General features: G+C 68.5%; 20 protein-coding genes and 1 tRNA gene. 12 read left to right on the top strand and 9 right to left on the bottom strand.

From position 1 onward, the window contains the following. Position 1 precedes the first annotated feature (1 nt). The 3 genes from AC2ITM_RS02710 to AC2ITM_RS02700 are packed head-to-tail and all read right to left on the bottom strand — an operon-like array spanning position 2 to position 4,569. A complete protein-coding gene (locus AC2ITM_RS02710) occupies positions 2-2,995 on the bottom strand; it encodes a sarcosine oxidase subunit alpha (RefSeq protein ID WP_486468304.1) in 2,994 nt (997 codons plus the stop codon). Further along, positions 2,992-3,303 carry a sarcosine oxidase subunit delta gene (locus AC2ITM_RS02705; protein ID WP_486468303.1) on the bottom strand — a complete coding sequence of 104 codons (312 nt, stop codon included), beginning with the start codon at positions 3,301-3,303 and terminating at the stop codon, positions 2,992-2,994. The genes AC2ITM_RS02710 and AC2ITM_RS02705 overlap by 4 nt, the downstream gene beginning before the upstream one ends. A 12-nt stretch (positions 3,304-3,315) precedes the next feature. Further along, complete coding sequence (locus AC2ITM_RS02700) at positions 3,316-4,569, bottom strand: sarcosine oxidase subunit beta family protein (protein ID WP_486468302.1); 1,254 nt, start codon at positions 4,567-4,569, stop codon at positions 3,316-3,318. A 102-nt stretch (positions 4,570-4,671) separates the two neighbouring features. On the opposite strand from AC2ITM_RS02700, the gene AC2ITM_RS02695 reads away from it, so the two are divergent. Continuing rightward, positions 4,672-5,658 carry a GlxA family transcriptional regulator gene (locus tag AC2ITM_RS02695; protein WP_486468301.1) on the top strand — a complete coding sequence of 329 codons (987 nt, stop codon included), beginning with the start codon at positions 4,672-4,674 and terminating at the stop codon, positions 5,656-5,658. A 334-nt stretch (positions 5,659-5,992) separates the two neighbouring features. Here AC2ITM_RS02695 and AC2ITM_RS02690 read toward each other — a convergent pair whose 3' ends face one another. From AC2ITM_RS02690 to AC2ITM_RS02670, 5 genes are all read right to left on the bottom strand, one after another. After that, positions 5,993-7,138 (bottom strand): MFS transporter, encoded by a 1,146-nt coding sequence (locus AC2ITM_RS02690; RefSeq protein ID WP_486468300.1) that lies wholly within the window; start codon positions 7,136-7,138, stop codon positions 5,993-5,995. A 161-nt stretch (positions 7,139-7,299) separates the two neighbouring features. Continuing rightward, complete coding sequence (locus AC2ITM_RS02685; RefSeq protein ID WP_486468299.1) at positions 7,300-8,823, bottom strand: cryptochrome/photolyase family protein; 1,524 nt, start codon at positions 8,821-8,823, stop codon at positions 7,300-7,302. A gap of 68 nt (positions 8,824-8,891) precedes the next feature. After that, positions 8,892-9,770, bottom strand: coding sequence for a hypothetical protein (locus tag AC2ITM_RS02680; RefSeq protein WP_486468298.1), 879 nt, complete (start codon positions 9,768-9,770; stop codon positions 8,892-8,894). A 274-nt stretch (positions 9,771-10,044) separates the two neighbouring features. Next, positions 10,045-10,120 (bottom strand) — tRNA-Ala (locus AC2ITM_RS02675). Between the two features lie 120 nt (positions 10,121-10,240). Then, complete coding sequence (locus tag AC2ITM_RS02670) at positions 10,241-10,570, bottom strand: TIGR02300 family protein (RefSeq protein ID WP_486468297.1); 330 nt, start codon at positions 10,568-10,570, stop codon at positions 10,241-10,243. 138 nt (positions 10,571-10,708) lie between these two features. Here AC2ITM_RS02670 and AC2ITM_RS02665 point away from each other — a divergent pair, with 138 nt between their 5' ends. After that, entirely contained in the window at positions 10,709-11,395 is a 687-nt protein-coding gene (locus tag AC2ITM_RS02665) for a M48 family metallopeptidase (RefSeq protein WP_486468296.1), read from the top strand. Positions 11,396-11,426: 31 nt separating this feature from the next. Beyond that, positions 11,427-12,074 (top strand): GntR family transcriptional regulator, encoded by a 648-nt coding sequence (locus AC2ITM_RS02660; protein WP_486468295.1) that lies wholly within the window; start codon positions 11,427-11,429, stop codon positions 12,072-12,074. On the opposite strand, the gene AC2ITM_RS02655 is transcribed toward AC2ITM_RS02660, so the two are convergent. Next, positions 12,055-13,500 carry an MFS transporter gene (locus tag AC2ITM_RS02655; protein WP_486468294.1) on the bottom strand — a complete coding sequence of 482 codons (1,446 nt, stop codon included), beginning with the start codon at positions 13,498-13,500 and terminating at the stop codon, positions 12,055-12,057. The two genes, AC2ITM_RS02660 and AC2ITM_RS02655, sit on opposite strands and share 20 nt — an antisense overlap. 233 nt (positions 13,501-13,733) lie before the next feature. On the opposite strand from AC2ITM_RS02655, the gene AC2ITM_RS02650 reads away from it, so the two are divergent. The 9 genes from AC2ITM_RS02650 (at position 13,734) to AC2ITM_RS02610 (ending at position 24,800) form a co-directional block, all read left to right on the top strand. Next, positions 13,734-15,059 carry a sensor histidine kinase gene (locus AC2ITM_RS02650; RefSeq protein WP_486468293.1) on the top strand — a complete coding sequence of 442 codons (1,326 nt, stop codon included), beginning with the start codon at positions 13,734-13,736 and terminating at the stop codon, positions 15,057-15,059. Then, positions 15,056-16,045: an NADH-quinone oxidoreductase subunit B family protein gene (locus AC2ITM_RS02645; RefSeq protein ID WP_486468292.1), complete on the top strand. Its 990-nt coding sequence runs from the start codon at positions 15,056-15,058 to the stop codon at positions 16,043-16,045. Before AC2ITM_RS02650 ends, AC2ITM_RS02645 begins: the two co-directional genes overlap by 4 nt. After that, positions 16,042-17,472, top strand: coding sequence for a nickel-dependent hydrogenase large subunit (locus AC2ITM_RS02640; RefSeq protein WP_486468291.1), 1,431 nt, complete (start codon positions 16,042-16,044; stop codon positions 17,470-17,472). The genes AC2ITM_RS02645 and AC2ITM_RS02640 overlap by 4 nt, the downstream gene beginning before the upstream one ends. Continuing rightward, positions 17,472-19,694, top strand: a complete 2,223-nt coding sequence (gene hypF / locus AC2ITM_RS02635; RefSeq protein WP_486468290.1) for a carbamoyltransferase HypF — start codon at positions 17,472-17,474, stop codon at positions 19,692-19,694. The genes AC2ITM_RS02640 and hypF overlap by 1 nt, the downstream gene beginning before the upstream one ends. A 215-nt stretch (positions 19,695-19,909) precedes the next feature. Then, complete coding sequence (locus AC2ITM_RS02630) at positions 19,910-21,016, top strand: hydrogenase small subunit (protein ID WP_486468289.1); 1,107 nt, start codon at positions 19,910-19,912, stop codon at positions 21,014-21,016. Between the two features lie 3 nt (positions 21,017-21,019). Beyond that, positions 21,020-22,813, top strand: coding sequence for a nickel-dependent hydrogenase large subunit (locus tag AC2ITM_RS02625; RefSeq protein WP_486468288.1), 1,794 nt, complete (start codon positions 21,020-21,022; stop codon positions 22,811-22,813). A gap of 61 nt (positions 22,814-22,874) precedes the next feature. Further along, entirely contained in the window at positions 22,875-23,591 is a 717-nt protein-coding gene (gene cybH, locus AC2ITM_RS02620) for a Ni/Fe-hydrogenase, b-type cytochrome subunit (protein WP_486468287.1), read from the top strand. A 280-nt stretch (positions 23,592-23,871) separates the two neighbouring features. Continuing rightward, the gene (locus AC2ITM_RS02615) at positions 23,872-24,477 is read left to right on the top strand and encodes a HyaD/HybD family hydrogenase maturation endopeptidase (RefSeq protein WP_486468286.1); all 606 of its coding nucleotides are present in this window, start codon (positions 23,872-23,874) and stop codon (positions 24,475-24,477) included. Between the two features lie 2 nt (positions 24,478-24,479). Beyond that, on the top strand, positions 24,480-24,800 hold the full coding sequence (locus tag AC2ITM_RS02610) for a HypC/HybG/HupF family hydrogenase formation chaperone (RefSeq protein WP_486468285.1): 321 nt from the start codon (positions 24,480-24,482) through the stop codon (positions 24,798-24,800). Positions 24,801-24,807: the final 7 nt, after the last annotated feature.

The following is a 24,807-nucleotide window of genomic DNA, read 5'->3' as shown; positions in this document are numbered from 1 at the left end:
CTCAGAGTTTCACCTTCTCGCCCTCGGGGTCGTAGAAGACGGTGCCGGTGATCTTGGCGCTGTGGGTCTTGTCGATCATCGGCAGGTAGACGGTATCGCCCATCTTGCCGAAGCCGCCCTCGATCAGGGCCATGGCGATGGTCCGGCCCAGCGTGGCGCTGTAGTAGGACGACGTGACCCAGCCGACCATCTTCATCGGCTTGGGCTGGTTCGGGTCCAGCACGATCTGGGCGCCCTCTTCCAGCCTGACCTGCGGGTCATCGGTCAGCAGGCCGACCAGCTGGCGCCGGTTCGGCACCACCATGTCGGGCCGCGACAGGGACCGCATACCGATGAAATCGGGCTTTTTCTTGCCAAGCGCCCAGTCCAGCCCCGCATCCCCGGGCGTGACCGTGCCATCGGTGTCCTGGCCGACGATGATATAGCCCTTCTCGGCGCGCAGGACGTGCATCGTCTCGGTGCCATAGGGGCAGATGTCATATTCGGCGCCCGACTTCATCAGCGCCTCCCACAGGACGCGCCCCTTCGAGGCGGGCACGTTGATCTCAAAGCCCAGCTCGCCGGTGAAGGACAGGCGGAACAGGCGCGCGGGCAGGCCCGCGACGGTGCAATCCGCAACCGACATGTGCGGGAAGGCCTCGTTCGAGATGTCGAGCCCCTCGACCAGCGGTTCCAGCACCTTGCGGGCATTGGGGCCGTTGAGGGCGATGGTCGCCCATTGCTCGGTCGTCGAGGTCAGCCAGACCTTCAGATCCGGCCATTCGGTCTGCAGGTAGTCTTCCATCATGTTCAGCACCCGCGCCGCGCCACCGGTGGTGGTGGTGACATGGAAGCGGTCCTGCGACAGCCGCCCGATCACGCCGTCGTCGCGGATGAAACCGTCCTCGCCCAGCAGCAGGCCATAGCGGGTCCGGCCCGGCGCCAGCTTGGTCCAGGGGTTGGTATAGGCGCGGTTCATGAATTCGACCGCATCGGGGCCGACGACCTCGATCTTGCCCAGGGTCGAGGCGTCGAAGATGCCGACCGACTTGCGGGTGGCGGCACATTCGCGGGCCACGGCCGCGTGCATGTCCTCGCCCGCCTTGGGGAAGTACCAGGCCCGGCGCCACTGGCTGACCGGTTCGAAGACGGCGCCCTGTTCGGCGGCCCAGCCGTCGATCGTGGTCTTGCGCGTCACCTCGAAGGTCTCGCCGCGGATGTAGTTGGCGAAGGTGCCGAAGGTGGTGGGCGTGTAGGGCGGGCGGAAGGTGGTCAGGCCGACCTGCGGCGGCGCCTTGCCAAGCGCGTCCGAGGCGATCATCAGCCCGTTCATGTTCGACATCTTGCCCTGGTCGGTCGCCATGCCGTTGGTGGTATAGCGCTTGACGTGCTCGATGGATTTCATGCCCTCGCGCACGGCCAGGCGGATGTCCTTGGCGGTGACATCGTTCTGGTAGTCGACGAAGGCGCGCGCCTTGCCCGGATCGCCGTTGGTGGGCAGATCGCGGACCGGCTCGCCGGTGCCGATACGGTCGACAGAGACGCCCGGCGCACGGGCGGTGGCGCGCAGGCCCAGGGCCTTGGCGGCGGCACGGCCCGCCACCACGCCATCCTCAAGCGCGGCGGCATAGCCCCACAGGCCCCGGCCCGCGCCTGCGATCTCGACCTCTTCGGTCTTGACGTCGGGCAGGTAGACCTGCGCCTCCGGGTCCCATTTCAGCTTGCCCTGGGTATGCGAGAAGAGATGCAGCGAGGGCGTCCAGCCGCCCGACATCAGCAGCGCATCGCAGGGGATGATCCGCGAGGGGCCGACGCCAGAGGCGGTGACGGGCGCGACCGAGACCGACTTGATCCGCAGCCGGCCCCGGGTGGTGGTGACGGTATGCGCGGGCAGGACCTCGATCCCCAGGGCCCGGGCGCGGCTGATCAGGGCGGCATCGGGATGGGCGCGGGTGTCGGCGATGGCGGCGATGCGCACACCGGCCAGCGCCAGGTCGAAGGCCGCGTACCAGGCGCTGTCGTGGCAGGTGATGATGACGGCGGTGTTGCCGACCTTGACGCCGTAGCGGTTCAGGTAGGTCTGCGCGGCGCTGGCCAGCATGACGCCAGGACGGTCGTTGCCGTCGAAGACCAGCGGCCGTTCCAGCGCGCCCTGCGCCAGCACCACCTGTTTCGCCCGCACCCGCCACAGCCGTTCGCGCGGCGCACCTTCGGGCAGGTGGTCCAGGTGATCGGTGACGCGCTGCGCCAGGCCCACCAGGTTCTGGTGATAATAGCCGATGGCGGTGGTGCGGGTCATCACCCTGGCGCCCAGGCTTTCCAGCTCGTCCAGCTGGGCCTTCAGCCAGTCCCAGGCGGGGGCGCCGCCGATGACGACATCGGGTTCCGACAGCAGCGCGCCGCCGATCTCGGCGGTTTCATCGACCAGCACCACCTTGGCCCCGGCGCGCGCACCGGTCAGCGCCGCCATGATGCCCGCCGCGCCGCCGCCCACGACCAGCAGGTCGCAATGCAGGAACCGCGAGGCGTAGTGGTCCGGGTCCTCTTCGTTCGGCGCCACGCCAAGACCGGCGGCGGCCCGGATGAAGGGCTCGTACACCTTGTCCCAGAAGGACTTGGGCCACATGAAGGTCTTGTAGTAGAACCCGGCCGAGAACATCATGTACCCGGCATCATTGATCGCGCCGATGTCGAACTTGAGGCTGGGCAGCTTGTTCTGCGAGGTCGTTTCCAACTCGCCGCGGATCTCTTGCAGGGTGGCGCGGGTGTTGGGTTCGAACCGGCCGGCACCGCGGCGGGTGCCCAGCAGGGCGTTCGGCTCGTCCGAGCCGGCAGACACGGCACCGCGCGGACGGTGATACTTGAACGAGCGCCCCATCAGGTGCACGCCATTCGCCAGCAGCGCCGATGCCACGGTGTCGCCGCGCAGCCCGGTGTAGGTCTTGCCGTCGAAGGTGAAATAGACCTGCTCCGAGTGATCGACCCGGCCGCGGCCCTGGATGCGATAACGGCTCATTTCTCACCTTCCTTCGCGCCGGTCAGGGCGGCAATCTCGGGGCGCGGCTGGCCCGCCTTGTAGGTCGTCAGGAACTTGTCGGTCACGGTATGGCGCGCGGCATTGAAGAAGCGCCCGCAGCCGTGGATGTGGCGCCAGCGTTCAAAGTGGACGCCCTTGACGTTCGAGCGCATGAACAGGAATTCCGCCCATTCGGCATCGGTCTTTTCCGAGGGCAGCTCGGGGCGGGCGATATGCGCCTCGCCGGCATAGGCGAACTCGGGTTCGGGCAGGGTCTCGTCGCAATAGGGGCAATGGATCAGCAGCATGACGGACCTCTTTCAGTGGGCGACGGCGGCGGCGGCGGCTTCGTCGATCAGCCGCCCGGTGGTGAAGCGCTCCAGCGAGAAGGGCGCGTTGATCGGGTGCGGCTCGTCCTTGGCGACGGTATAGGCCAGCAGATGCGCCGAGCCCGGCGTCGCCTTGAAGCCGCCCGTCCCCCAGCCGCAGTTCACATACAGGTTCTTGACCGGCGTCTTGCCGACGATGGGCGAACGGTCGGGGGTGTTGTCGGTGATCCCGCCCCATTTGCGCAGCATCCGCATCCGGTTGAAGATCGGGAAGACCTCGGAAATGGCGGCGATGGTGTGTTCGATCAGCGGCAGGCCGCCGCGCTGCGAATAGGAGACATAGGCATCCGTGCCCGCGCCGATCACCAGCTCGCCCTTGTCGGACTGGCTGCAATAGGCGTGCACGGCGTTCGACATGACCACGCAGGGGAAGCAGGGCTTCACCGGTTCCGACACCAGCGCCTGCAGCGGCATGGATTCCAGCGGCAGCCGGACGCCCGCGGTCGCCATCACCATCGAATTGTGCCCCGAGGCCGAAACGGCGATTTTCTTCGCGCCGATAAAGCCCTTGTCGGTATCGACGCCGATCACCGCCCCGTCGGGGCCGCGGCGGATCGCCTGCACGGCGCAGTTCTGGATGATGTCGACGCCGCGCGCCGTGGCACCACGGGCATAGCCCCAGGCCACCGCATCATGGCGCGCCGTGCCCGCGCGTTCCTGCAGCGCGCCGCCCAGCACCGGGTAGCGCGCGTTTTCCGAGGTGTTCACCGCGGGGCAGTATTCCTTGACCTCTTCGCGGGTCAGCCAGCGGTTGTCGATGCCGTTCAGACGGTTGGCATGGATATGGCGCTGGAAGCTCTGGATGTCATGGACGTTGTGGGCCAGCATCAGGCAGCCCCGGTTCGAATACATGACGTTGTAGTTCAGTTCCTGGCTGAGGTTCTGCCACAGGTCGACCGAGTGATCGAACAGCCGCGCGCTTTCGTCATACAGGTAGTTCGAGCGGATGATGGTGGTGTTGCGCCCGGTGTTGCCGCCGCCCAGCCAGCCCTTGTCGATCACGGCGATATTGGTGATGCCGTGTTCCTTGGCCAGGTAATAGGCGCAGCCCAGGCCATGGCCACCGGCGCCGACGATGACGACATCGTATTCCTTCTTGGGCTGGCACTCGGGCCATTGCTCGGTCCAGCCCTTGTGGCCGGTAAGGGCGTTCTTGACGAGCGACAGGGCAGAGAACTTGGTCATGGCGCCATCCTGCTGGGAGAGTCGTGAGGGTTCGCGACAGTTATGCAGAAACGCGGCGCCGCGGACTGGATATTTGCGTCAGGTTGGCATTATCTTTGCGCCATGAGCGTGATCCCCCCCTCTCAGCCCCGTCTGCGCATCGGTTTCGTGCTGGCGCGGCGCTTCACACTGTCGGCATTTGCCAATTTCGTGGACGTTTTGCGGCTGGCCGCGGACGAGGGCGACCGTTCGCGGCCGATCCACTGCAGCTGGACGGTGCTGTCGGCGGACCTGCAGCCGGTGCGCTCCAGCTGCGGCATCGCGGTCAGCCCGGACGAGAAGCTGGGGAACCCCTCGCGGTTCGATTACATCGTGGTGGTCGGCGGCCTGATCGACGAGATCGAGCGCCTCGCCCCCGCCTATACCGATTTCCTGCGCACCGCCGCGCGGGCGGGCATCCCGCTGGTGGGGGTCTGCACCGGCGCCTTCATCCTGCACCGCGCCGGGCTGATGCAGGGCTACCAGTGCTGCGTCAGCTGGTTTCACCACGACGATTTCCTGGACCAGTTCGACGGCCTCACGCCGGTGTCGGACCGCATCTTCGTGGTCGACCGGGAACGGCTGACCTGTTCGGGGGGGGCCAGTTCCGCGCATCTGGCGGCCTGGCTGGTTGATCGCCACATCGGCCGCGCCGCCGCCCGCAAAAGCCTGAACATCATGATCATCGACGAGGTCCTGGCCGCCGACGATCCCCAGCCCGGCGTCCCGCTGGAACTGAAGACCCGCGATCCGCTGGTGCGCCGCGCGCTGGCGCTGGTGCAGCAGAACCTGGAAACCCCGCCCCGCGTGACCGAGGTCGCAAGCCATCTCGGCGTCAGCCGCCGCAAGCTGGAACGCCACTTCCGCGAGGCCCTGGGCCTGGCACCGGGGGATGCCTTTCTGCGGGTGCGGCTGGCGCAGGCCTCGTTCCTGCTGCAACGCTCGGAACGTTCGGTGACCGAGATCGCGCTGGCCACCGGGTTCTGCGACCTGTCGCATTTCGTGCGCGTCTTCCGCGACCGCCACGGCACCACCCCCGAGGCCTGGCGCCGCCAACCCGCCCAGCCCTGAAGCCACGGACAAGACAAGAAAAAAGCGGCCCTTGGCCGCTGCGTCTTCAGGAGGGGATGAGAGGGGGCGGCAGTCCCAGGGAGGAGGAGGAGGGACTGCCGCCAATTTCCGGATCTCAGGGAGGAGGAGGAGATCCAGGAAACTCATCAGGTGCTGTGTTAGCGCCTGTACTGAGGTTGTCTCATGTCTGGCCGCTTCGGGCAACAGACACCCCGTCAGACCCGCCTTGCTCTGGGTGCATAGCAATGAATAAAAAGTGCGGATGCACAATATTTCATCACATACAACCAGAGAGGCCCCTGAAATCACGGGGATATATCCCCGCCGGGCCGGGTCAGGGCACGAAGCGGGGGCGTGACCCCATGCGGATCGCGACCGAGGCCACCGCCGTCAGCCCGGCCAGCACCAGGCACAGCAGCAGCGGCGACCGCCCCGCCATGACCGAGGCCGCGGGCGGCGCCAGGCTGGCGCCGAGGAACATGATGAAGCTGTAGATCGCCAGGGCCAGCCCCCGGTAGCGCGGCGCCGCCTGCCCCGAGATGAAGGCAATGAGGCCCGGCACCGTCAGCGCGGTGCCCGCGCTCAGCACCAGGGTGCCGGCGATCAGGCCGGGGCCGGTCCAGCTGGCGGCGATGGCCGCGCCAAGCGCAATCAGCGCCAGCCCGGCATGGGCGACGCGCCCGGCGCCAAAGCGGATCGCCAGCGGCGCGGTGGCCAGCGCCAGCAGCAGCGGCGGCAGGATGACCAGGTGCAACGTCTCCAGCGTCACCGGCAGATGCGCCTGCAGATCGACCAGCCCCGCCTGGAAGGCCACGTAGGAAAACAGCACCACGATCGAGCAGCCCCAGGCCGTCAGCACCGCCGGATCGCGATGCGGCGGCCGCCCCTCCTGCCCCGATGGCCCCATGGCCACGCGGCGCTGCGGGCGCGGCGACAGGCCCAGCAGCAGGAAGACCACCGCCAGCACCGCATAAAGCGCCGCGATGCCCAGCATCAGCCGGGTCAGCCCCGCCTCTGCCGTCAGCGTGACCGCGATCTGCGCCACCGGCGCCGAGATCAGGAACGACAGCCCCATGGCCGCCACCGCCAGCGGCCGGGCATTGGGCGGAAAGCGCGCCGGGATCAGCGCCAGCGTGCCGATCGCCATGGCCGAGGCCGCCATCCCCTGCAGGGCCCGCACCACCAGGAAGGCGCCGTAGCCCGGCAGCAGCGCCGCCAGCAGCGTCGCCAGCGCCGCCGCCACCAGCCCCCAGAACTGCATCGTCGCCGCCCCCAGGCGGTCGGTCAGGCCGCCCACCCCCAGAAAGCTGACCGCATAGGCCAGCCCGAAGGCGCTGCCCGCCAGCGGTGCGGCAGCCGCGGCAATGCCGAAGCGCGCCTGCAGCTCGGGTCCCAGCGGCAGGGTCAGGTACAGCTCTCCCGGGGCAGAGATGCCGCAGACCATCATGAACAGGATCGTCAGGACCAGGCGCGGCGTCACGGGCGGCCCCCTCGGCGCGGCAGGGTCAGGGCTTGGGCGATCATCGGGGCCTCCGTCACGGGAACTTGAGCCCCCGCTATCCGCGCCCGCCCCGGTGGCCGCAAGGGCAAGCCCCCCGGCAACCCGCCCCAAGCCCCTGCCCTGCCAAAGAAAGCGGCGCCTCAGACCGGATCGCCGCGCTCCAGCGCCTGCAGGAAGGCATGGGCCCCCGACAGGACCGCGGCGCGGTGCGGCGCCTCCATCCGGTCCCAGCTGCGGTACATCTGCGCCATCCGGGGATTGGCGTGGAAGCGGTCGCGGTGACGATCCAGGAAGGCCCAGTAGAGCAGGTTGAACGGACAGGCCCCCGCCCCCGTCCGCGCCTTCACGTCATAGCCGCAGCCGCCGCAGTAATCCGACATCCGGTCGATATAGGCCCCCGAGGACACATAGGGTTTCGACGCGATGAGGCCGCCATCGGCAAACTGGCTCATGCCGACGGTATTCGGGGCCTCGACCCATTCGAAGGCATCGACATAGACCGACAGGTACCATTCATGCACCTGCCCCGGGTCGATCCCCGCCAGCAGGGCGAAATTGCCGGTGACCATCAGGCGCTGGATGTGGTGGGCATAGCCCTCGTCCCGGGTCTGGGCCACGACATGCGACAGGCAGTTCATCCGCGTGGGCGCGCCCCAGTAGAGCGGCGGCAGCGCCCGGTCATGGCCCAGCCCGTTGCGGCCCGCGTAATCCGGCCCCTCGCGGAAATAGAGGCCGCGCACGTATTCCCGCCAGCCCAGGATCTGCCGGATGAAGCCTTCGACCGCGTTCAGGGGCGCGTGGCCGGCGATCCAGGCGGCCTCGGCCCGGCGGCAGACCTGCAGCGGATCCAGCAGGCCAAGGTTCAGCGCCCCCGAGATCAGCGCATGATACAGGAACCGGTTCCCCGACAGCATCGCATCCTGGTAGTCGCCGAAGGACGGCAGGGCATGGGCGATGAAATGCGCCAGCACCTGTTCGGCCTGCTGCGGGTCGGTCGGATAGCCGAAGGGGCGCAGCCGGCCGAAATTGTCGCCAAAGCGCGCCTCGACCAGATCCAGCACCTGGGCCACGGTCGGATCGGGTTCGAACCACAGCGGCCGCGGCGCGAACAGGTCATCGCGCGCGGGCTTGCGGTTCTGCGCGTCATAGTTCCACTGGCCGCCCGCGGGCCTGTCGCCCTCCATCAAAAGGCCGGTGCGGCGGCGCATCTCGCGATAGAAATACTCCATCCGCAATTGCTTGCGCCCCTCGGCCCAGGCGTCGAAATCGGCATGCGAGGCGATGAAGCGGTCGTCCTCCAGCAGGTGGACATGCAGCGGCGTGTCCTGCAGCGCCCCGATCAGGCGCCATTCGCCGGGACGGGTGGCCAGGACCTGGGTCGCGCCGGTGGCCGTGGCGCGGCGCAGCAGTTCGGCCGGGATGCTGCCGGCGTTGTCGGGATCGTCAAGCCGGGTGTAATCGACCGTCCAGCCCGCCGCCCGCAGCCGATCCGCGAACTTGCGCATCGCCGCAAGCACCAGCGCGATCTTCTTCGGGTGATGCGGCACGTAACCGGTTTCCGATGCGACCTCGGCCATGACGACGCGGTCGCGCGCGGGATCACCCGCCCGCAGCGCCGACAGCGCGGGCGTCAGCTGATCGCCCAGGACAAGTATCAGTTTCATATGCCCGCCCGCCGCTCTGCCGCTGCCTGAGCCGAGAATATAGCGGCGCTGTGCGTCACTTCACCCTGTCATCTGCCCCATGAGGCAACTTTGGCCTCGACCTGCCACCAGCCAAGGATCTCGGCGCGCCGGATCAGGTCCGTTTCGCGGCTCAGGGTCCGCAGGTGTTTCAGGGCCGCCCCCTTGGAACAGGTCCTCTCGGCGACATACAGCACCGGCCGCGTCGCCGTGCCCAGGTTGCAGATCCGCGCCGTGGTCGCCGAGGTGACGCCCTGCGCCGGAATCCCGCCGCCAAGGTTGCTGTTGTAAAGCGCCAGCTGCATCAGCCCCATCGGCCCCGGCGACACGAACACGACAAAGCTGGCCGCCACGATCAGGATGACGGGCACGGCACCGGCCAGCGGGGCGTACAGACAGACGAGGATCGCCAGACAGGCGGCACCGTCGGCCACGAAGACGTTCCAGCCCCCGGGATGCCACAACCACAGCATCAGATCGACGAAATACAGAAGGTCGAAGAACATGACAGCGGTGAGCCCGGCAAGACCGCACCAGCTCAGGAAAAAGCGCGTGGACCACTGCCGCCAAAGGCGAAGCATCGCCGGGGCCTGGCTCAGCAGCAGCACGGCCAGCGCAGCCAGCCACCAGTGCAGGGCCTGAAATTCCCAATGAACGCCAACGGCAAGCGCCACCGTCATCCCGACCGTCAGACGTGCCACATCGGCGCGGACTGCCTTGCCGTCCTCTGGGGCGTTCCCGTGAAACAGGCCGCGCGCAAAGGCCACCGGAAGCGTGATCACGGCCAGGGAAAGGGCCAGGACACCGCCGAATATGAAAAAGATTGCCCAGCTCCCGGAAAAATCCAGCGGCAGGCCGGTCTGACCGATGAGACTCAGGTAGTGATTGAGCACGAAGGAGGACAGCAGGCTCAGCGCCAGCCAGATCACGGCGCCGACCTTCAGCGCCAGGTCGATGTCGGGCCCCCATTTGGCCCGGGCCTCATGCCACCCGATATTCGACATGCATCCCCCGCGACTGTCCCTGGCGACATCGGGGGTAACGGCTGCGCAACGGCAGAGCGAGGATATATGTCCCGCCGCCATTCCTTGCGCAAAGGGCCGCCCGGGGGCGAAGACCGTGCGGCGCATGGCTATCCCGGAACGGGAAGAACCGCTTTCGCGGCCCCGAGGGGGTAACCATCCAAAACTTTCAAGGGAAGTTTGGTGGAGCCTAGGGGGATCGAACCCCTGACCTCTTGCATGCCATGCAAGCGCTCTCCCAGCTGAGCTAAGGCCCCGTACCTTAAGGCTTGTTTGCCTCCGGTGAGCGGGTATCTATGGGATGCCCGGGGCGGGATCAAGCGAAAAAATCGCGCCCTGGGCATTTTTTTGAGGTGACCCGCCGTCACCCCTGACGATCAGTTGTCGTCGTCGTCGCCGGGCATGTCTGCCAGGTCGTCGAGCGAGACGTTCTCGTCATCATCGTCATCATCCAGGACGTCATCGCCCAGATCGACATCAACGTCGTCGTCATCGAGGATATCATCATCCTCGGTATCGACCTCGCGCTTGGCGGCTTTCTTGCTGGCGGCATCCTCGGCGTCGGCGGCGATCATGCGGCTGCGGCCGACTTCCACTTCGACCACTTCGCCGGTGTAGGGGCTGATGATCGGGGTCTGGTTCAGATCGTAGAACCGCTTGCCGGTCGTCGGGCAAACGCGCTTCGTGCCCCATTCTTCCTTGGGCATTTCAGGTCCCTTCCTGGCTGACATCTCTTGTCCACAATCCGCGCCACCTGCCATAACGGCCACAGGGTGTCAAAACCTTTTGAAATAGGCGGCACCCCGCAGTCACGGAGGGGTCCGGCACGGTACTGAGGACGCTATATGGGCAATCATGTCCTTCCGGGCAATCCCCCGGTTCCCCTTCTCCTGCGGCGCTCGGCGCGGGCGCGGCGGATCTCGTTGCGGGTGTCGGCGCTGGACGGGCGGGTGACGCTGACCCTGCCCCGCGGCGTGCCCGAACGCGAGGCCCTGGCCTTTGCCGCCGAAAAGGAGGACTGGCTGCGCGGCCATCTCTCGCGCCGCTCGGACGAGGTGACGGCAGCCCCCGGCGCACAGATCCCGGTCGAGGGCACGCCGCGCCTGCTGACCGCCGCGCCCGGCCGCCGCATCCGCCTGCTGGACGACCGGATCGAACTGCCCCAGGACCGCATGGGCCCGCGCCTGGCCGCCTGGCTGAAGGAACTGGCCCGCGACCGCCTGCACGGCGCCTGCGACCTGTATTCGGCGCGTCTTGGCCGCCCCTACCGGCACATCACCCTGCGCGACACCCGGTCCCGCTGGGGGTCCTGCACGGCGGAAGGGTCGCTCAACTTCTCGTGGCGGCTGATCCTTGCACCCCCAGATGTGCTCTCTTACGTGGCCGCGCACGAGGTCGCCCACCTGGCCCAGATGAACCATTCCCAGGCCTTCTGGGACGAGGTCACGCGCATCCACGGCCCCTATGCGCCCCCCCGCCTCTGGCTGAAACGCCACGGCGCCGATCTGCATCGTTACCGCTTCGATGCTTGACCCCGGACGGATTTGTGATCACATCTGATCCATGCTTATCCAGCCGCGCCCCGACCCGTCCCCATCCGCCCATGACCGCGTCTACCGCGGCCTGCGCTCGCGCATCATGCACGGAGAGATCGAGCCCGGGCAGGCGCTGACCCTGCGCGGCATCGGCGCCGAATACGGCGTCTCGATGACCCCCGCGCGCGAGGCCATACGCCGCCTGGTGGCCGAGGGCGCGCTGCAGCTGTCGTCCTCGGGGCGGGTGTCGACGCCGGACCTGTCGAACGAACGGATCGAGGAACTGGCCTCGCTGCGCTCGCTGATCGAGGTCGAGCTGGCCTCGCGGGCGCTGCCCAGGGCCCACATGGCGCTGATCGACCGGCTGGAGACGATCAACGCCGCCGTGGCCGAGCGCGTCGCCCAGAACGATTCGGCGGGCTACATCCGCACCAACCTGGAATTCCACCGCACCCTCTACCTGCGCGCCCAGGCCCCCGCGATGCTGGCCATGGCCGAAACCGTCTGGCTGCAGCTGGGGCCCACCATGCGCAAGCTCTACACCCGGATGCGCCGCAACGAGCCGCCGAAGAATCACCTGCTGATCATCGCGGCGCTGAAGGCCGGGGATGAACCCGGCCTGCGCCTTGCGGTGCGCACCGACGTGACCAAGGGCCTCAGGATGCTCGCGGCCTGACGCGCCGGGCCACCACGTCGCCCGCATCGCGCGGCAGGCTCAGGTTGTCGATCAGCGCCAGCACCGAGATCGCCGCCACCATCGCGAAGGCAAAGCGGAAGCCCGCAAGGGCGCTGCCGTGGAACATCACCTCGCCCAGGCGCCAGCAGATCGCCCCCAGGGCCACCCCCATGCCGCGCGCCAGCTGCACCCCGGTGGAAAACAGCGTGTTGGCCGGCCCCATCTCCTCCTGCGGGACATCCGCGAAGGCCAGGGTATTGAGGGCGGTGAACTGCATCGACCGCGCCAGCCCCGACAGGAACAGCAGCACCAGGATCGGTACGACGGGCGTCTGGGGCCCCAGGAAGGCCAGCGCCGCGATCATCGCCGCATTCAGCACCCCGTTCACCACCAGCACGGTGCGAAAGCCGAAGCGGCGCAGCAAGGGCGAGGTGAAGGGCTTCATCGCGATATTGCCCGCGAAGGTCGCGGTCAGCATCAGCCCGGCGGTCAGGGCGCTCCAGCCAAAGCCCACCTGGAACAGCAGCGGCAGCAGGAAGGGTGTCGCATTGGTGCCCAGCCGGAACAGCGACCCCCCCTGCAGCGACACCCGGAAGGTCCGGTACTTCAGCGCATCGAACCGCAGCATCGGCTGGCGCGCGCGCCGCAGATGGCGATAGCCCAGCCCCAGCAGCACCACCGCCGCCAGCACCAGCGCCGCCAGCGCCAGGGCCCCAGCCCCGCCACGCCCCAGCATCTCGGCCGCGAACAGCAGGCAGAACAGCCCTGGCGCGATCAGCCCGAAGCCCGCCCAGTCAAAGGGCAGCTTCGGCTCCCGCTCCAGCCGCGGCAGCAACCGCACCGAGGCCGCCAGCGCAATGGCCCCCAGCGGCAGGTTCAGCCAGAAGATCCACCGCCACGAGGCATTGTCGACGATCAGCCCGCCCACCGGCGGCCCCAGCACCGGCGCCAGCAAGCCCGGCCAGGTCAGCAGCGCGATCACCCCCATCAGCTTTTCCTTGGGCGTCAGCTTCAGCACCACCAGCCGTCCCACCGGCACCATCATCGCGCCGCCCAGGCCCTGCAGCACCCGCGCCGCCACGAATTCCGGCAGCGACCGGCTCAGCCCGCACAGCGCCGAGGCCAGGGTGAACACCAGGATCGACAGCAGGAAGATCCGCCGCGCCCCCCACCGCTGCGCCGCCCAGCCCGAGGCCGGGATGAAGATCGCCACCGTCAGCATGTAGGCGCTGACGCCGATGTTCAGATCCACCGGCGGCACCCCGAAGGCGCGCGCCATGTCGGGGATCGCGGGCGTGATCACCGACCCGTCGAGGTTCTGCATGAACAGCGTGCCCGCCACCAGCAGCGGCAAGGCGCCCTCTGCCCCGATCTGCCTCAGCCCGCGCGCGATGCCGCCGCGGCCCAGCCTGTCCCATGCGCTCATGGCTCTCATCCGTTGTCTGCGTGCCCCATCCCTGCGCAGCCCGCCCCGCCTGCACAAGAGCCAAGGCGCCCTTGCCGGACCCGGCTTCCCTGTCATCTGACCCAAAATACTCCGGGGGAGTCCCCGTAAGGGGACGGGGGCAGCGCCCCCTTCTTCCCCCGCCCCCGGTTTCCAAACCCCGCGCCCCGCCCTACACTGCCCCGGGGGCCCGCCCCATCCCGCCGGAGACGCCCATGGACATCGACCTGCCGACCGGATCCGCCACCGGCGATTTCACCGACGACGCCTGGGCCAGCGTGCTCTCGGCGGTCGACCGCACCTATGCCGATCTGGTCGCCCACCAGGAACAGCTGGAACGCCAGGGCGAGGAACTGCAGGAACTGCGCCGCTTCGTCGCCTCCCTCCTCGGCTCCGTGACCGAGATCATGGCCGTCATCACCCGCGACGGCACCATAGAAGAGGTCTCGGCCTCGCTCGCCAGCCTTACCCGCCGCCCCGCGGCGGCACTGCAGGGCACCGCCCTTCCCGCCCTTTTCACCGCCCCCGCCGCCGATCAGCTGAACCGCGCCCTGCGCGATCTGCGCCTGTCGCGCGGCGCCGCCCAGTTCGAGGCCGACCTCACCACCCCCGACGGCCCCCTGCCCTTCGAGATCGCGCTGTCGGCCCGGCTGAACCAGGGCGGCCGGCTGATCGGCGCGGTGATGATCGGCCGCCCCCTGGGGGAACTGCGCCAGGCCTATTCGGAACTGGAACGCAGCCACAGCCAGCTCAAGGCCGCGCAGACCCAGCTGGTGCGCAACGAAAAGCTCGCCTCGCTCGGGCGGCTGCTGGCGGGGGTGGCGCATGAACTCAACAACCCGATCAGCTTTGTCTATGCCAATGCCCATGCGCTGGAAAAATACCTCCACCGGTTCGAGACCTATTTCGAGAAGGTCGAGGCCGGCGCCACCCGCGACGAACTGGTCGCCCTGCGCCAGGAACTGAAGCTGGACCGCAGCCTGAAGAACCTGCGCACCGCCATCGACGGCGCCCGCGACGGCGCCGAGCGCGTCCGCGACATCGTGGCCGACCTGCGGCGCCTCTCGGCCGACGGCACCGGCACCCGCGCCGCCTTCGATCTGGTGGAAACCGCACATATCGCCGCCCACTGGGTCGAGAGGGGCTCGAAATCCGGGATCAGCCCCGCCTTTGCCGGTCTGCCCGCCTTGCAGGTGACGGGCGTTGCGGGGCATGTGCAGCAGATCGTGATGAACCTGGTGCAAAATGCCATGGACGCCGCTCAGGACAGCCCCGACCCCGCCGTGACGCTGCAGATCACCCGCGAAGGCGACATGGCGGTGCTGTCGGTGCGCGACAGCGGCCCCGGCGTCCCCCCCGACATCGGCGCCGCGATCTTCGATCCGTTCTTCACCACCAAGCCCGTCGGCCAGGGCACCGGCCTTGGCCTGTCGATCAGCCTGAAGATCGCCGAGGAACACGGCGGCAGCCTGACCCTTGGCCCCGGGCCCGGCGGCCATTTCCGCCTGACCCTGCCGATCACCGCCCCGGAGGCCCCATGAACCTGCTCTGGCTGCAATCCGCAGGCTGCGGCGGCTGCACCATGTCGCTGCTGTGCGCCGAAACCCCGAATGTCTTCGACCTGCTGCAGGATGCGGGCATCGACACCCTCTGGCATCCGTCGTTCTCGCAGGCGACGGGGGCCGAGGTGCGCCGGATGCTCTCGGCCATCGAGGCAGGCGAAATCGCGCTGGACCTGCTGTGCATCGAGGGCTCGATCGTCACCGGGCCGAAGGGAACCGGGCGCTATCACATGCTGGCGGGCACCGGGCGGGCGATGCTGGACTGGGTGCAAAGCCTGGCGCCGCTGGCGCGCGACGTGCTGGCGGTGGGCACCTGCGCGGCCTATGGCGGTGTCACCTCGGCGGGCGGCAACCCCGCGGGCGCCGTCGGGCTGGTCTATGACGGCAAGCTGCAGGGCGGCGCGCTGGAGCCCGACTTTCGCGCCCGCTCGGGTCGGCCCGTCATCAACATCGCGGGCTGCCCCACGCATCCCGACTGGATCACCCAGACCCTGCTGCTGCTGGCCGAGGACCGCCTGGGCCCGGCCGATCTGGATCCCCTGGGCCGGCCGCGCTTTTTCGCCGACCATCTGGTGCACCACGCCTGCCCGAAGAACGAATACTACGAATACAAGGCCAGCGCCCGCGAACTGTCGGAAATCGGCTGCATGATGGAGCATCTGGGCTGCGTCGGCACCCAGGCCCATGGCGATTGCAACATCCGGCCCTGGAACGGCACCGGGTCCTGCACCCGGGGCAATTACCCCTGCATCAACTGCACCGCCCCCGAATTCGAGGAACCCCGCCATCCCTTCACCGAGACCCCCACCATCGCCGGGATCCCGGTGGGGCTGCCCTCGGACATGCCCAAGGCCTGGTTCATGGCGCTGGCATCGCTGTCGAAGGCCGCGACGCCGAAACGGATCGACGTCAACGCCCATTCCGACCGGCTGAGGATCCCCCCCGGAGAAAGCAAGCGCAAGTGAATGACCGCAAGCTGATCGTCGGCCCCTTCAACCGGGTCGAGGGCGATCTGGAAATCCGCCTCGACATCCGCGATGGCGCGGTGGCGGCGGCGCATGTGAACTCGCCCCTGTTCCGCGGCTTCGAGATGATGCTGCCCGGCAAGGATCCCCGCGACGCGCTGACCCTGACGCCCCGGATCTGCGGCATCTGCTCGGTCAGCCAGTCGACGGCGGCGGCCTGGGCGCTGGCGGATGCGGGCGGCATCACCATGCCCGCCCAGGGTGCGCTGGCCGCCGCGATCCTTCACGGGGTCGAGAACATGGCCGACCACATCACCCATTTCCACCTGTTCTTCATGCCCGATTTCGCCCGTCCCTGCTATGGCGGACGGCGCTGGCACGGGCAGGCGCAGGCGCGTTTCACCGCCATGCAGGGCAGTGCGGCCCGCCGCGCCACCGAGGCCCGCGCCCAGCTGCTGCACATCGCGGGCATCCTGGGCGGCAAATGGCCCCATACGCTGGCGATCCAGCCCGGCGGCGTCACCAAGGCCCCCGATGCGGGCGAAAGAGTGCGCATCATCGCCACCCTGCGCAGCTTCCGCCGCTTTCTGGAGGACAGCCTTTTCGGCGCCCCGCTGGAAGCCTTCGCCGCCCTGCCCGACATCGCCGCCCTTGAGGGCTGGGCGGCAGGCGATGCCGGTCTGTTCGGGGCGATCGCGGCCGATCTGGGGCTGGCGGGGATGGGCATCGGGCCCAGGCGCTACATGTCCTCGGGGGCCTATCCGCTGGCGGGGGGGCGCGCGGGCCGCGCCGGCGTCTGGGAAGGCGGGCAGATCACCGCCTTTGCGCCTGCCGAGATTTCCGAGGACCTGTCCCATGCCTGGATGCTGGGTAGCAGCGCGCATCCACAGGACGGCGTGACCGAACCCGACGAGGACATGGCCGATCCCGGCTATTCCTGGTGCAAGGCACCGCGGCTGGCGGGCCGCACGGCCGAGGTGGGCGCGCTGGCGCGGCAGGTGGTCGATGGCCATCCGTTGGCGCTGGCGCTGGCCCCCGAGGGCAGCGTGCGCGCCCGCATCACCGGCCGCCTGCTGGAAATCGCCCGGCTGCAGATCCTGCTGGAAGACTGGGCGCGGGCGCTCGACCCGGCGGCGCGCTTCATGCAGGGGGCACCGCTGCCGAAGGCGGGCACCGGCGCGGGCCTGGTCGAGGCCGCCCGCGGCACGCTGGGCCACTGGCTGCGGATCGAGGGCGGCCGCATCGCGCGCTACCAGATCGTGGCGCCGACGACGTGGAACTTCTCGCCCCGCGACGCCGCCAGCACCCCGGGTCCGGTCGAGGCCGCGCTGGTCGGCGCGCCCGTGGGCCGGGACGAAGACACGCCCATCGCCGTCCAGCACATCGTGCGCAGCTTCGATCCCTGCATGGCCTGCACGGTGCACTGATGCCGGGCCGTCGCATCCGCGTGCGCGGACAGGTGCAGGGGGTGGGGTTCCGTCCCTTCGTGTGGCAACTGGCCCGGCGCCTTGGCCTGACGGGCTGGGTGCTGAACGACGCCCATGGCGTGCTGATCGAGGTTTCGGGGGCGGATCTGGCGGGGTTCGAGGCCGCGCTTCGCGCCGAGGCGCCGCCGCTGGCGCGCATCGACGGGATCGAGAGCACCCCGGCAGAGGTCACGGCCCCAACCTTCGAGATCCGCGCCAGCGGCGGCCCCGGCGCCGAGACCCGCGTCACCCCCGATGCCGCCACCTGCCCCGCCTGCCTGGAGGAAATGCACGGGACCGGCCGCCGGGCGGGCTATGCCTTTACCAACTGCACCCATTGCGGGCCGCGCTTCAGCATCGTCACCGGCCTGCCCTATGACCGCGGGCGCACCACCATGGCGGCCTTTGCCCTGTGCCCGGATTGCGCCGCCGACTATGCCGATCCCGGTGACCGCCGGTTCCACGCCCAGCCCATCGCCTGCCCGCTCTGCGGCCCCCGCCTCTGGTTCGAAGGGGCGGCCCCGGACCCAGTGGAGGGCGGCGGCGCCATCGAGGCCGCCGCCGCCCTGCTGCGCGCCGGTGGCACCCTTGCAATCAAGGGACTGGGCGGGTTCCATCTGGCCTGCGACGCCACCAGCCCCGAAGCCATCGCGCAGCTGCGCGCCCGCAAGCGGCGCCCGGCCAAGCCCTTTGCCCTGATGGCGCCGCTGGAGGTGCTGCTGCGCCACGCCCACCCCTCGGGGGAGGAACTGGCGCTGTTGCGGGATCCCGCCGCCCCCGTCGTGCTGCTGGCAAAGGCCGCCCCCCTGCCCGAGGCGCTGGCCCCCGGACAGGCGACGCTGGGCTGGATGCTGCCCTACACACCGCTGCACCACCTGCTGCTGGAGGTGGTGGGCGGCCCTCTGGTGATGACCTCGGGCAACCTCTCGGGGGCGCCGCAGGTGATCGACAACGCAGAGGCCCGCCGGGATCTTGCCGGGTTTGCCGACGGTTTCCTGATGCATGACCGGCAGATCGCCCGGCGTCTGGACGATTCGGTCGAGCGGATCACCCCCCATGGCCCGATGGTGCTGCGCCGCGCGCGGGGCCGCGTGCCGGGCACCCTGCCGCTGCCCGAGGGCCTGCCCGACCGGCAGGTGACGGGCTATGGCGGCCAGATGAAATCGGCGATCTGCCTGTCGAAGAACGGCCAGCTGCTGCTGGGCCACCACCTGGGAGAGCTGGACGAGGCGCTGACATGGCAGGCCTTCCTGCAGGCTGACCGCGACTATGCCGCGCTGTTCGATCACCACCCCGAGGCCGTCGCCTGCGACCTGCACCCCGGCTTCCGCGCCACGCAACATGCCGAAAGCCTCGGCCTGCCGGTCATCCGCGTGCAGCACCACCATGCCCACCTGGCCGCCTGCCTGGGAGAGAACCTCTGGCCCGCGGATGCAGGCCCGGTGGCGGGGATCGTGCTGGACGGGCTGGGGCTGGGTCCCGACGGCACCGTCTGGGGCGGAGAGCTGCTGCTGGGCGATTACCACCACTGCGACAGGATCGCCCATCTGGCGCCGGCACCGCTGGTCGGGGGCGATGCGGCGCAGGCGGAACCCTGGCGCAACGCGCTGATGCGCCTCGATGCGGCGGGGCTGGAGGACTGGGCGGACCGGCTTTTCCCCGACGCCCCCCGCGCCCTGCTGCGCCGCGCCGCCGCCGCCGGGATGAATGCGCCGATGTCGTCCTCGGCCGGGCGGCTGTTCGATGCGGTGGCGGCGATCCTGGGCCTCAGCCCCGGGCGGCAAAGCCACGAGGGCGAGGCCGCCATGCGGCTGGAGGGCGTGGCAGGCCCCGCCGAGGCCCCCTATCCCTTCGGCCCCGATGCCGCCATCGACCCCGGGCCGATGCTGCGGGCGCTGCAGCGGGACATGGCCGGGGGCATCGCCGCGGCGCGGATCTCGGGGCGGTTCCATGCCGGGCTGGCGCAGGCCTTCGCCGCCCGCGCACGGGCGCTGGTGGACAGCGGACAGGCCCGCGCCATCGCCCTGACGGGGGGCTGTTTCCAGAACGCCCGCCTGCTGGAGGAGACGCTGCGCTTCCTCGACGGGCGGCCCGTGCTGTTTCACCGCAGCACACCCGCCAATGACGGCAGCCTGGCCCTGGGCCAGGTGCTGGTCGCGCTGGCACGGCTGGAAAGCCGCTGACCAGCGCGCCTTCCAGCCGCAATCACCGCTTCCGGCAGCGGCCCCGGAAAACCCCCTGAAATTCACGCCAACCCACTGGAAATATGTCACCTTTACGGTACGGGCCCGGCCCGCCGTTTCCCCCTCCGCATACCAGCGCATACGCGGCAGATTACGCACACCTCGGGTCAGGTGCGCCCAATGCATGCACCCCGGAAGGAAAGGAGGAGCAAGCCTTGAGCCAGATCGAAACCTTCTACGATGTGATGCGCCGCCAGGGGATCACCCGGCGCAGCTTCATGAAATACTGCTCTCTGACGGCGGCGGCCCTGGGCCTTGGCCCGGCGTTCGTGCCGAAGATCGCCGAAGCGATGGAGACCAAGCCCCGCACGCCCGTCATCTGGGTGCACGGGCTGGAATGCACCTGCTGTTCCGAATCGTTCATCCGCTCGGCCCACCCGCTGGCCAAGGATGTCGTGCTGTCGATGATCAGCCTTGATTACGACGACACGCTGATGGCCGCGGCCGGCAAGCAGGCCGAAGCCGCGCTGGAAGACACGATCGAGAAGTACAAGGGCAACTACATCCTCGCGGTCGAGGGCAACCCGCCCCTGAACGAAGACGGCATGTACTGCATCATCGGCGGCAAGCCCTTCGTCGAACAGCTGCGCCGCGCCGCCGAAGGCGCCAAGGCGATCATCAGCTGGGGCGCCTGCGCCAGCTACGGCTGCGTCCAGGCCGCCAAGCCGAACCCGACCCGCGCCACGCCCGTGCACAAGGTCATCACCGACAAGCCGATCATCAAGGTCCCGGGCTGCCCGCCCATCGCCGAGGTGATGACCGGCGTGATCACCTACATGCTGACCTTCGACCGCCTGCCCGAACTGGACCGCCAGGGCCGCCCGGCGATGTTCTACGGCCAGCGCATCCACGACAAATGCTATCGTCGCCCGCATTTCGACGCCGGCCAGTTCGTCGAACACTGGGACGATGAAAACGCCCGCAAGGGCTATTGCCTCTACAAGATGGGCTGCAAGGGCCCGACGACCTACAACGCCTGCTCGACCATCCGCTGGAACGAGGGCACGTCCTTCCCGATCCAGTCCGGCCACGGCTGCATCGGCTGTTCGGAAGACGGCTTCTGGGATCAGGGCAGCTTCTACAACCGCGTCACCGACCTGACCCAGTTCGGCGTCGAGGCCAATGCCGACAAGATCGGCCTGACCGCCGCGGGCGTCGTCGGCGGCGGCATCGCGCTGCACGCGGCCGTGTCGGCCCTGAAGACCGCACAGCGCAAGGTGCAGTCGTCGAAATCCAAGGAACACGCGAAGGAAGAGGTATAAGCCATGGTCGTGCAAACCCCCAACGGCTTCAGCCTGGACAATTCCGGCAAGCGCATCGTCGTCGATCCCGTCACCCGCATCGAAGGCCACATGCGCTGCGAGGTCAACGTCGACGAGAACGGCGTGATCCGCAACGCCGTGTCCACCGGCACCATGTGGCGCGGGCTTGAGGTGATCCTGAAGGGCCGCGACCCGCGCGATGCCTGGGCCTTCACCGAACGGATCTGCGGCGTCTGCACCGGCACCCATGCGCTGACCTCGGTGCGTTCGGTCGAGGATGCGCTTGGCATCACCATTCCCGACAACGCCAACTCGATCCGCAACATGATGCAGCTGGCGCTGCAGATGCATGACCACATCGTGCACTTCTACCACCTGCACGCGCTGGACTGGGTGAACCCGATCAACGCGCTGAAGGCGGACCCCAAGGCCACGTCGGAACTGCAGCAGACCGTCAGCCCCGACCACCCGCTGTCGTCTCCGGGCTATTTCCGCGACGTGCAGAACCGGCTGAAGAAATTCGTCGAATCCGGTCAGCTGGGGCTGTTCAAGAACGGCTACTGGGACAACCCCGCCTACCTGCTGCCCCCCGAAGCCGACCTGATGGCCACCACCCACTACCTGGAGGCCCTGGACCTGCAGAAGGAGATCGTGAAGATCCACACGATCTTCGGCGGCAAGAACCCCCACCCGAACTGGCTGGTGGGCGGCGTGCCCTGCCCGATCAACGTCCATTCCACCGGCGCCGTCGGCGCGATCAACATGGAACGGCTGAACCTGGTGTCGTCGATCATCGACAAGACGCAGGAATTCAACCGCAACGTCTACCTGCCCGACGTCAAGGCGATCGGCGGCTTCTACAAGGCGTGGCTCTATGGCGGCGGCCTCGCCTCGCAGGCCTGCCTCGCCTATGGCGACATCCCCGAGAACCCCAACGATTTCAGCCCCGAGCAGCTGCACCTGCCGCGCGGCGCCATCATCAACGGCGACCTCTCGACGGTGCACGAGGTCGACAACCGCGACCCCGACCAGATCCAGGAATTCGTCGACCATTCGTGGTACACCTATGCCGAAGCCGGCAAGGGCCTGCACCCCTGGGATGGCGAGACCGAGCCGAAATACGAACTTGGCCCCAATGCCAAGGGCACCCGCACCAATATCGAAGAGCTTGACGAGGCTGCGAAATACAGCTGGATCAAGGCGCCCCGCTGGAAGGGCCACGCGATGGAGGTGGGCCCGCTGGCCCGCTACATCATCGGCTATGCCAAGGGTCACGAGGACATCAAGTCCCAGGTCGACGGCCTGCTGACGGACATGAACCTGCCCTTCGATGCGCTGTTCTCGACGCTGGGGCGCACCGCGGCGCGGGCGCTGGAATCGGAATATTGTGGCCGCCTGCAGAAGCACTTCTTCGACAAGCTGGTCAACAACATCCGCAACGGCGACGAAAGCACCGCCAACATTGCCAAGTGGGATCCCTCGACCTGGCCGAAAGAGGCCAAGGGCGTCGGCATGACCGAAGCGCCGCGCGGCGCGCTCGGCCACTGGATCAAGATCAAGGACGGCCGGATCGAGAACTACCAATGCGTCGTGCCGACCACCTGGAACGGCTCTCCGCGGGACAGCCAGGGCAATATCGGCGCCTTCGAGGCCAGCCTGCTGAACACCCCCATGGCCCGCCCCGAGGAACCGGTGGAACTGCTGCGCACGCTGCACAGCTTTGATCCCTGCCTGGCCTGCTCGACCCACGTCATGTCGCCCGAGGGCGAGGAACTGACCCAGGTCAAGGTCCGCTGAGGGAGGAAAGCGACCATGAAACAGATGCCCGCCACCGCGGCACCGGACAGGGGGTAGCGCCATGTCCGGTCCCACCCTCCAAGGCCACCCCTCGTCCGGGGGCGTGCGCCGCTCGGTCTATGTCTACGAATGGCCCGTGCGCCTCTGGCACTGGCTGAATGCGCTCGCCATCGTGGTGCTTTGCGTCTCGGGCTGGTTCATCGCCCGGCCGCTGCCCACGATGGAGATCAGCGACGCCACGCACCAGTTCGTCATGGGCTACATCCGCTTCACCCATTTCGCCGCCGGCCAGCTTCTGACCGTCGGCTATCTGGGCCGCATCTACTGGGGCTTCGTCGGCAACCACCATGCCCGCCAGCTGTTCTACGTGCCGTTCTGGCGCAAGTCCTGGTGGCACGAGGTCCTGCACGAGCTGAAGTGGTACGGCTTCCTGGAAAGCGTGCCGCGCGTCTACATCGGTCACAACCCGCTGGCGCAAATCGCGATGTTCCTGTTCATGGTGGTCGGCATGACCTTCATGATCGTCACCGGCTGGTCGCTCTATGCCGAAGGCGCGCAGCAGGGCAGCCTGCCCGACATCCTGTTCGGCTGGCTGCATGACGCGCTCGGCAACAGCCAGACGATGCATTCGCTGCACCACCTGGGCATGTGGTTCATCGTGGTCTTCATGATCATCCACATCTACGCCGCCATCCGAGAGGACATCATGGGCCGTCAATCCATGGTCTCGACGATGATCTCGGGGCACCGCACCTTCAAGGATGACGACGCGGACTGACCACCCCCGCAGCCTTTCTGACCACCTCGAAGCGGGCCCCACGGGGCCCGCTTCCGCATTCCGGCTTTCATCTTTCCATAAATATGCAAAACCGGAAACAAACTATCCATCACACCCCCGGCACCGCCACGCAGAAATCACGTTTCCTCAAGCGTTATCAACACCCTGCGCCGAACCTCCCAAAGATGGAAATCCGGCATCCATTTCGACCCCATCGGCGGTAACACTCCATCACGGGGCAGGAGGAGCCCCCAGACACCCTTTCCAGGAGGACCGAGAGATGCGCCAGACCGCGCTTGTTCTTGGCATTGGCAATGTACTCTGGGCGGACGAGGGCTTTGGCGTGCGCTGCGTCGAGGACCTGGCCGCCACCCTCGCCTACGGCCCCGAAGTGACGGTGCTCGACGGCGGCACCCAGGGCCTCTACCTGCTGCCCTTCCTCGAGGCCGCCGACGTGATGGTGGTCTTCGATGCGGTCGATTACGGCCTCGAACCCGGTACGCTGAAGCGGGTCGAGGGCGACGACGTTCCCGCCTTCATGGGCGCCAAGAAGATGTCGCTGCATCAGACCGGGTTCCAGGATGTCATCGCCACCGCCACGCTGATGGGCTACTGCCCGACCGAGATCCTGCTGATCGGCGTCCAGCCCGTCGAGCTGGAGGATTACGGCGGCAGCCTGCGCCCCGCCGTCGCCGCCCGCATCCCCGCGGCGTTGCAGATCGCCCGCGACTGGCTGGCCGAACGCGGCTTCCACGCCACCCCGGGCCGCACCGAAACCCCGGACCTGGCCGACCCCTCGCTGCGCCGCGAGGCCTACGAGGGCGAACGCCCCTCGGACGACCTGGCCTGCCGCAGCGGCGATCCGCGCTTTTTCCCGGCGGCCTGAGCATGTGCATCGGAACCCCCCTGCGGATCCTGTCCTGCGACGGCATCGCCGGCCGCGCCACCGACGGCACCACCGAACGGCTGACCGACCTGTCGCTGACCGGCCCGCTGCCCCCCGGCACCTGGGTCCTCGACCACCTCGGCACCGCACGAGAGGTGATCTCGGCCTCCGAGGCGCAGCTGATCGCCCAGGCGCTGGCGGGGCTGCGCGACATCATGGCGGGGGGCGACGGCGCCGATGCCTTTGCCGATCTCGATGCCCGCGCCCCCGCCCTTCCGCCCCACCTGGCCGCCGCCCGGGCCGCCGGCCGCACCACTGCCTGAGGACCCC

Source organism: Pseudooceanicola sp. NS-SX9, assembly GCF_057380705.1.
This window is presented reverse-complemented; position numbering and strand designations above follow the sequence as displayed.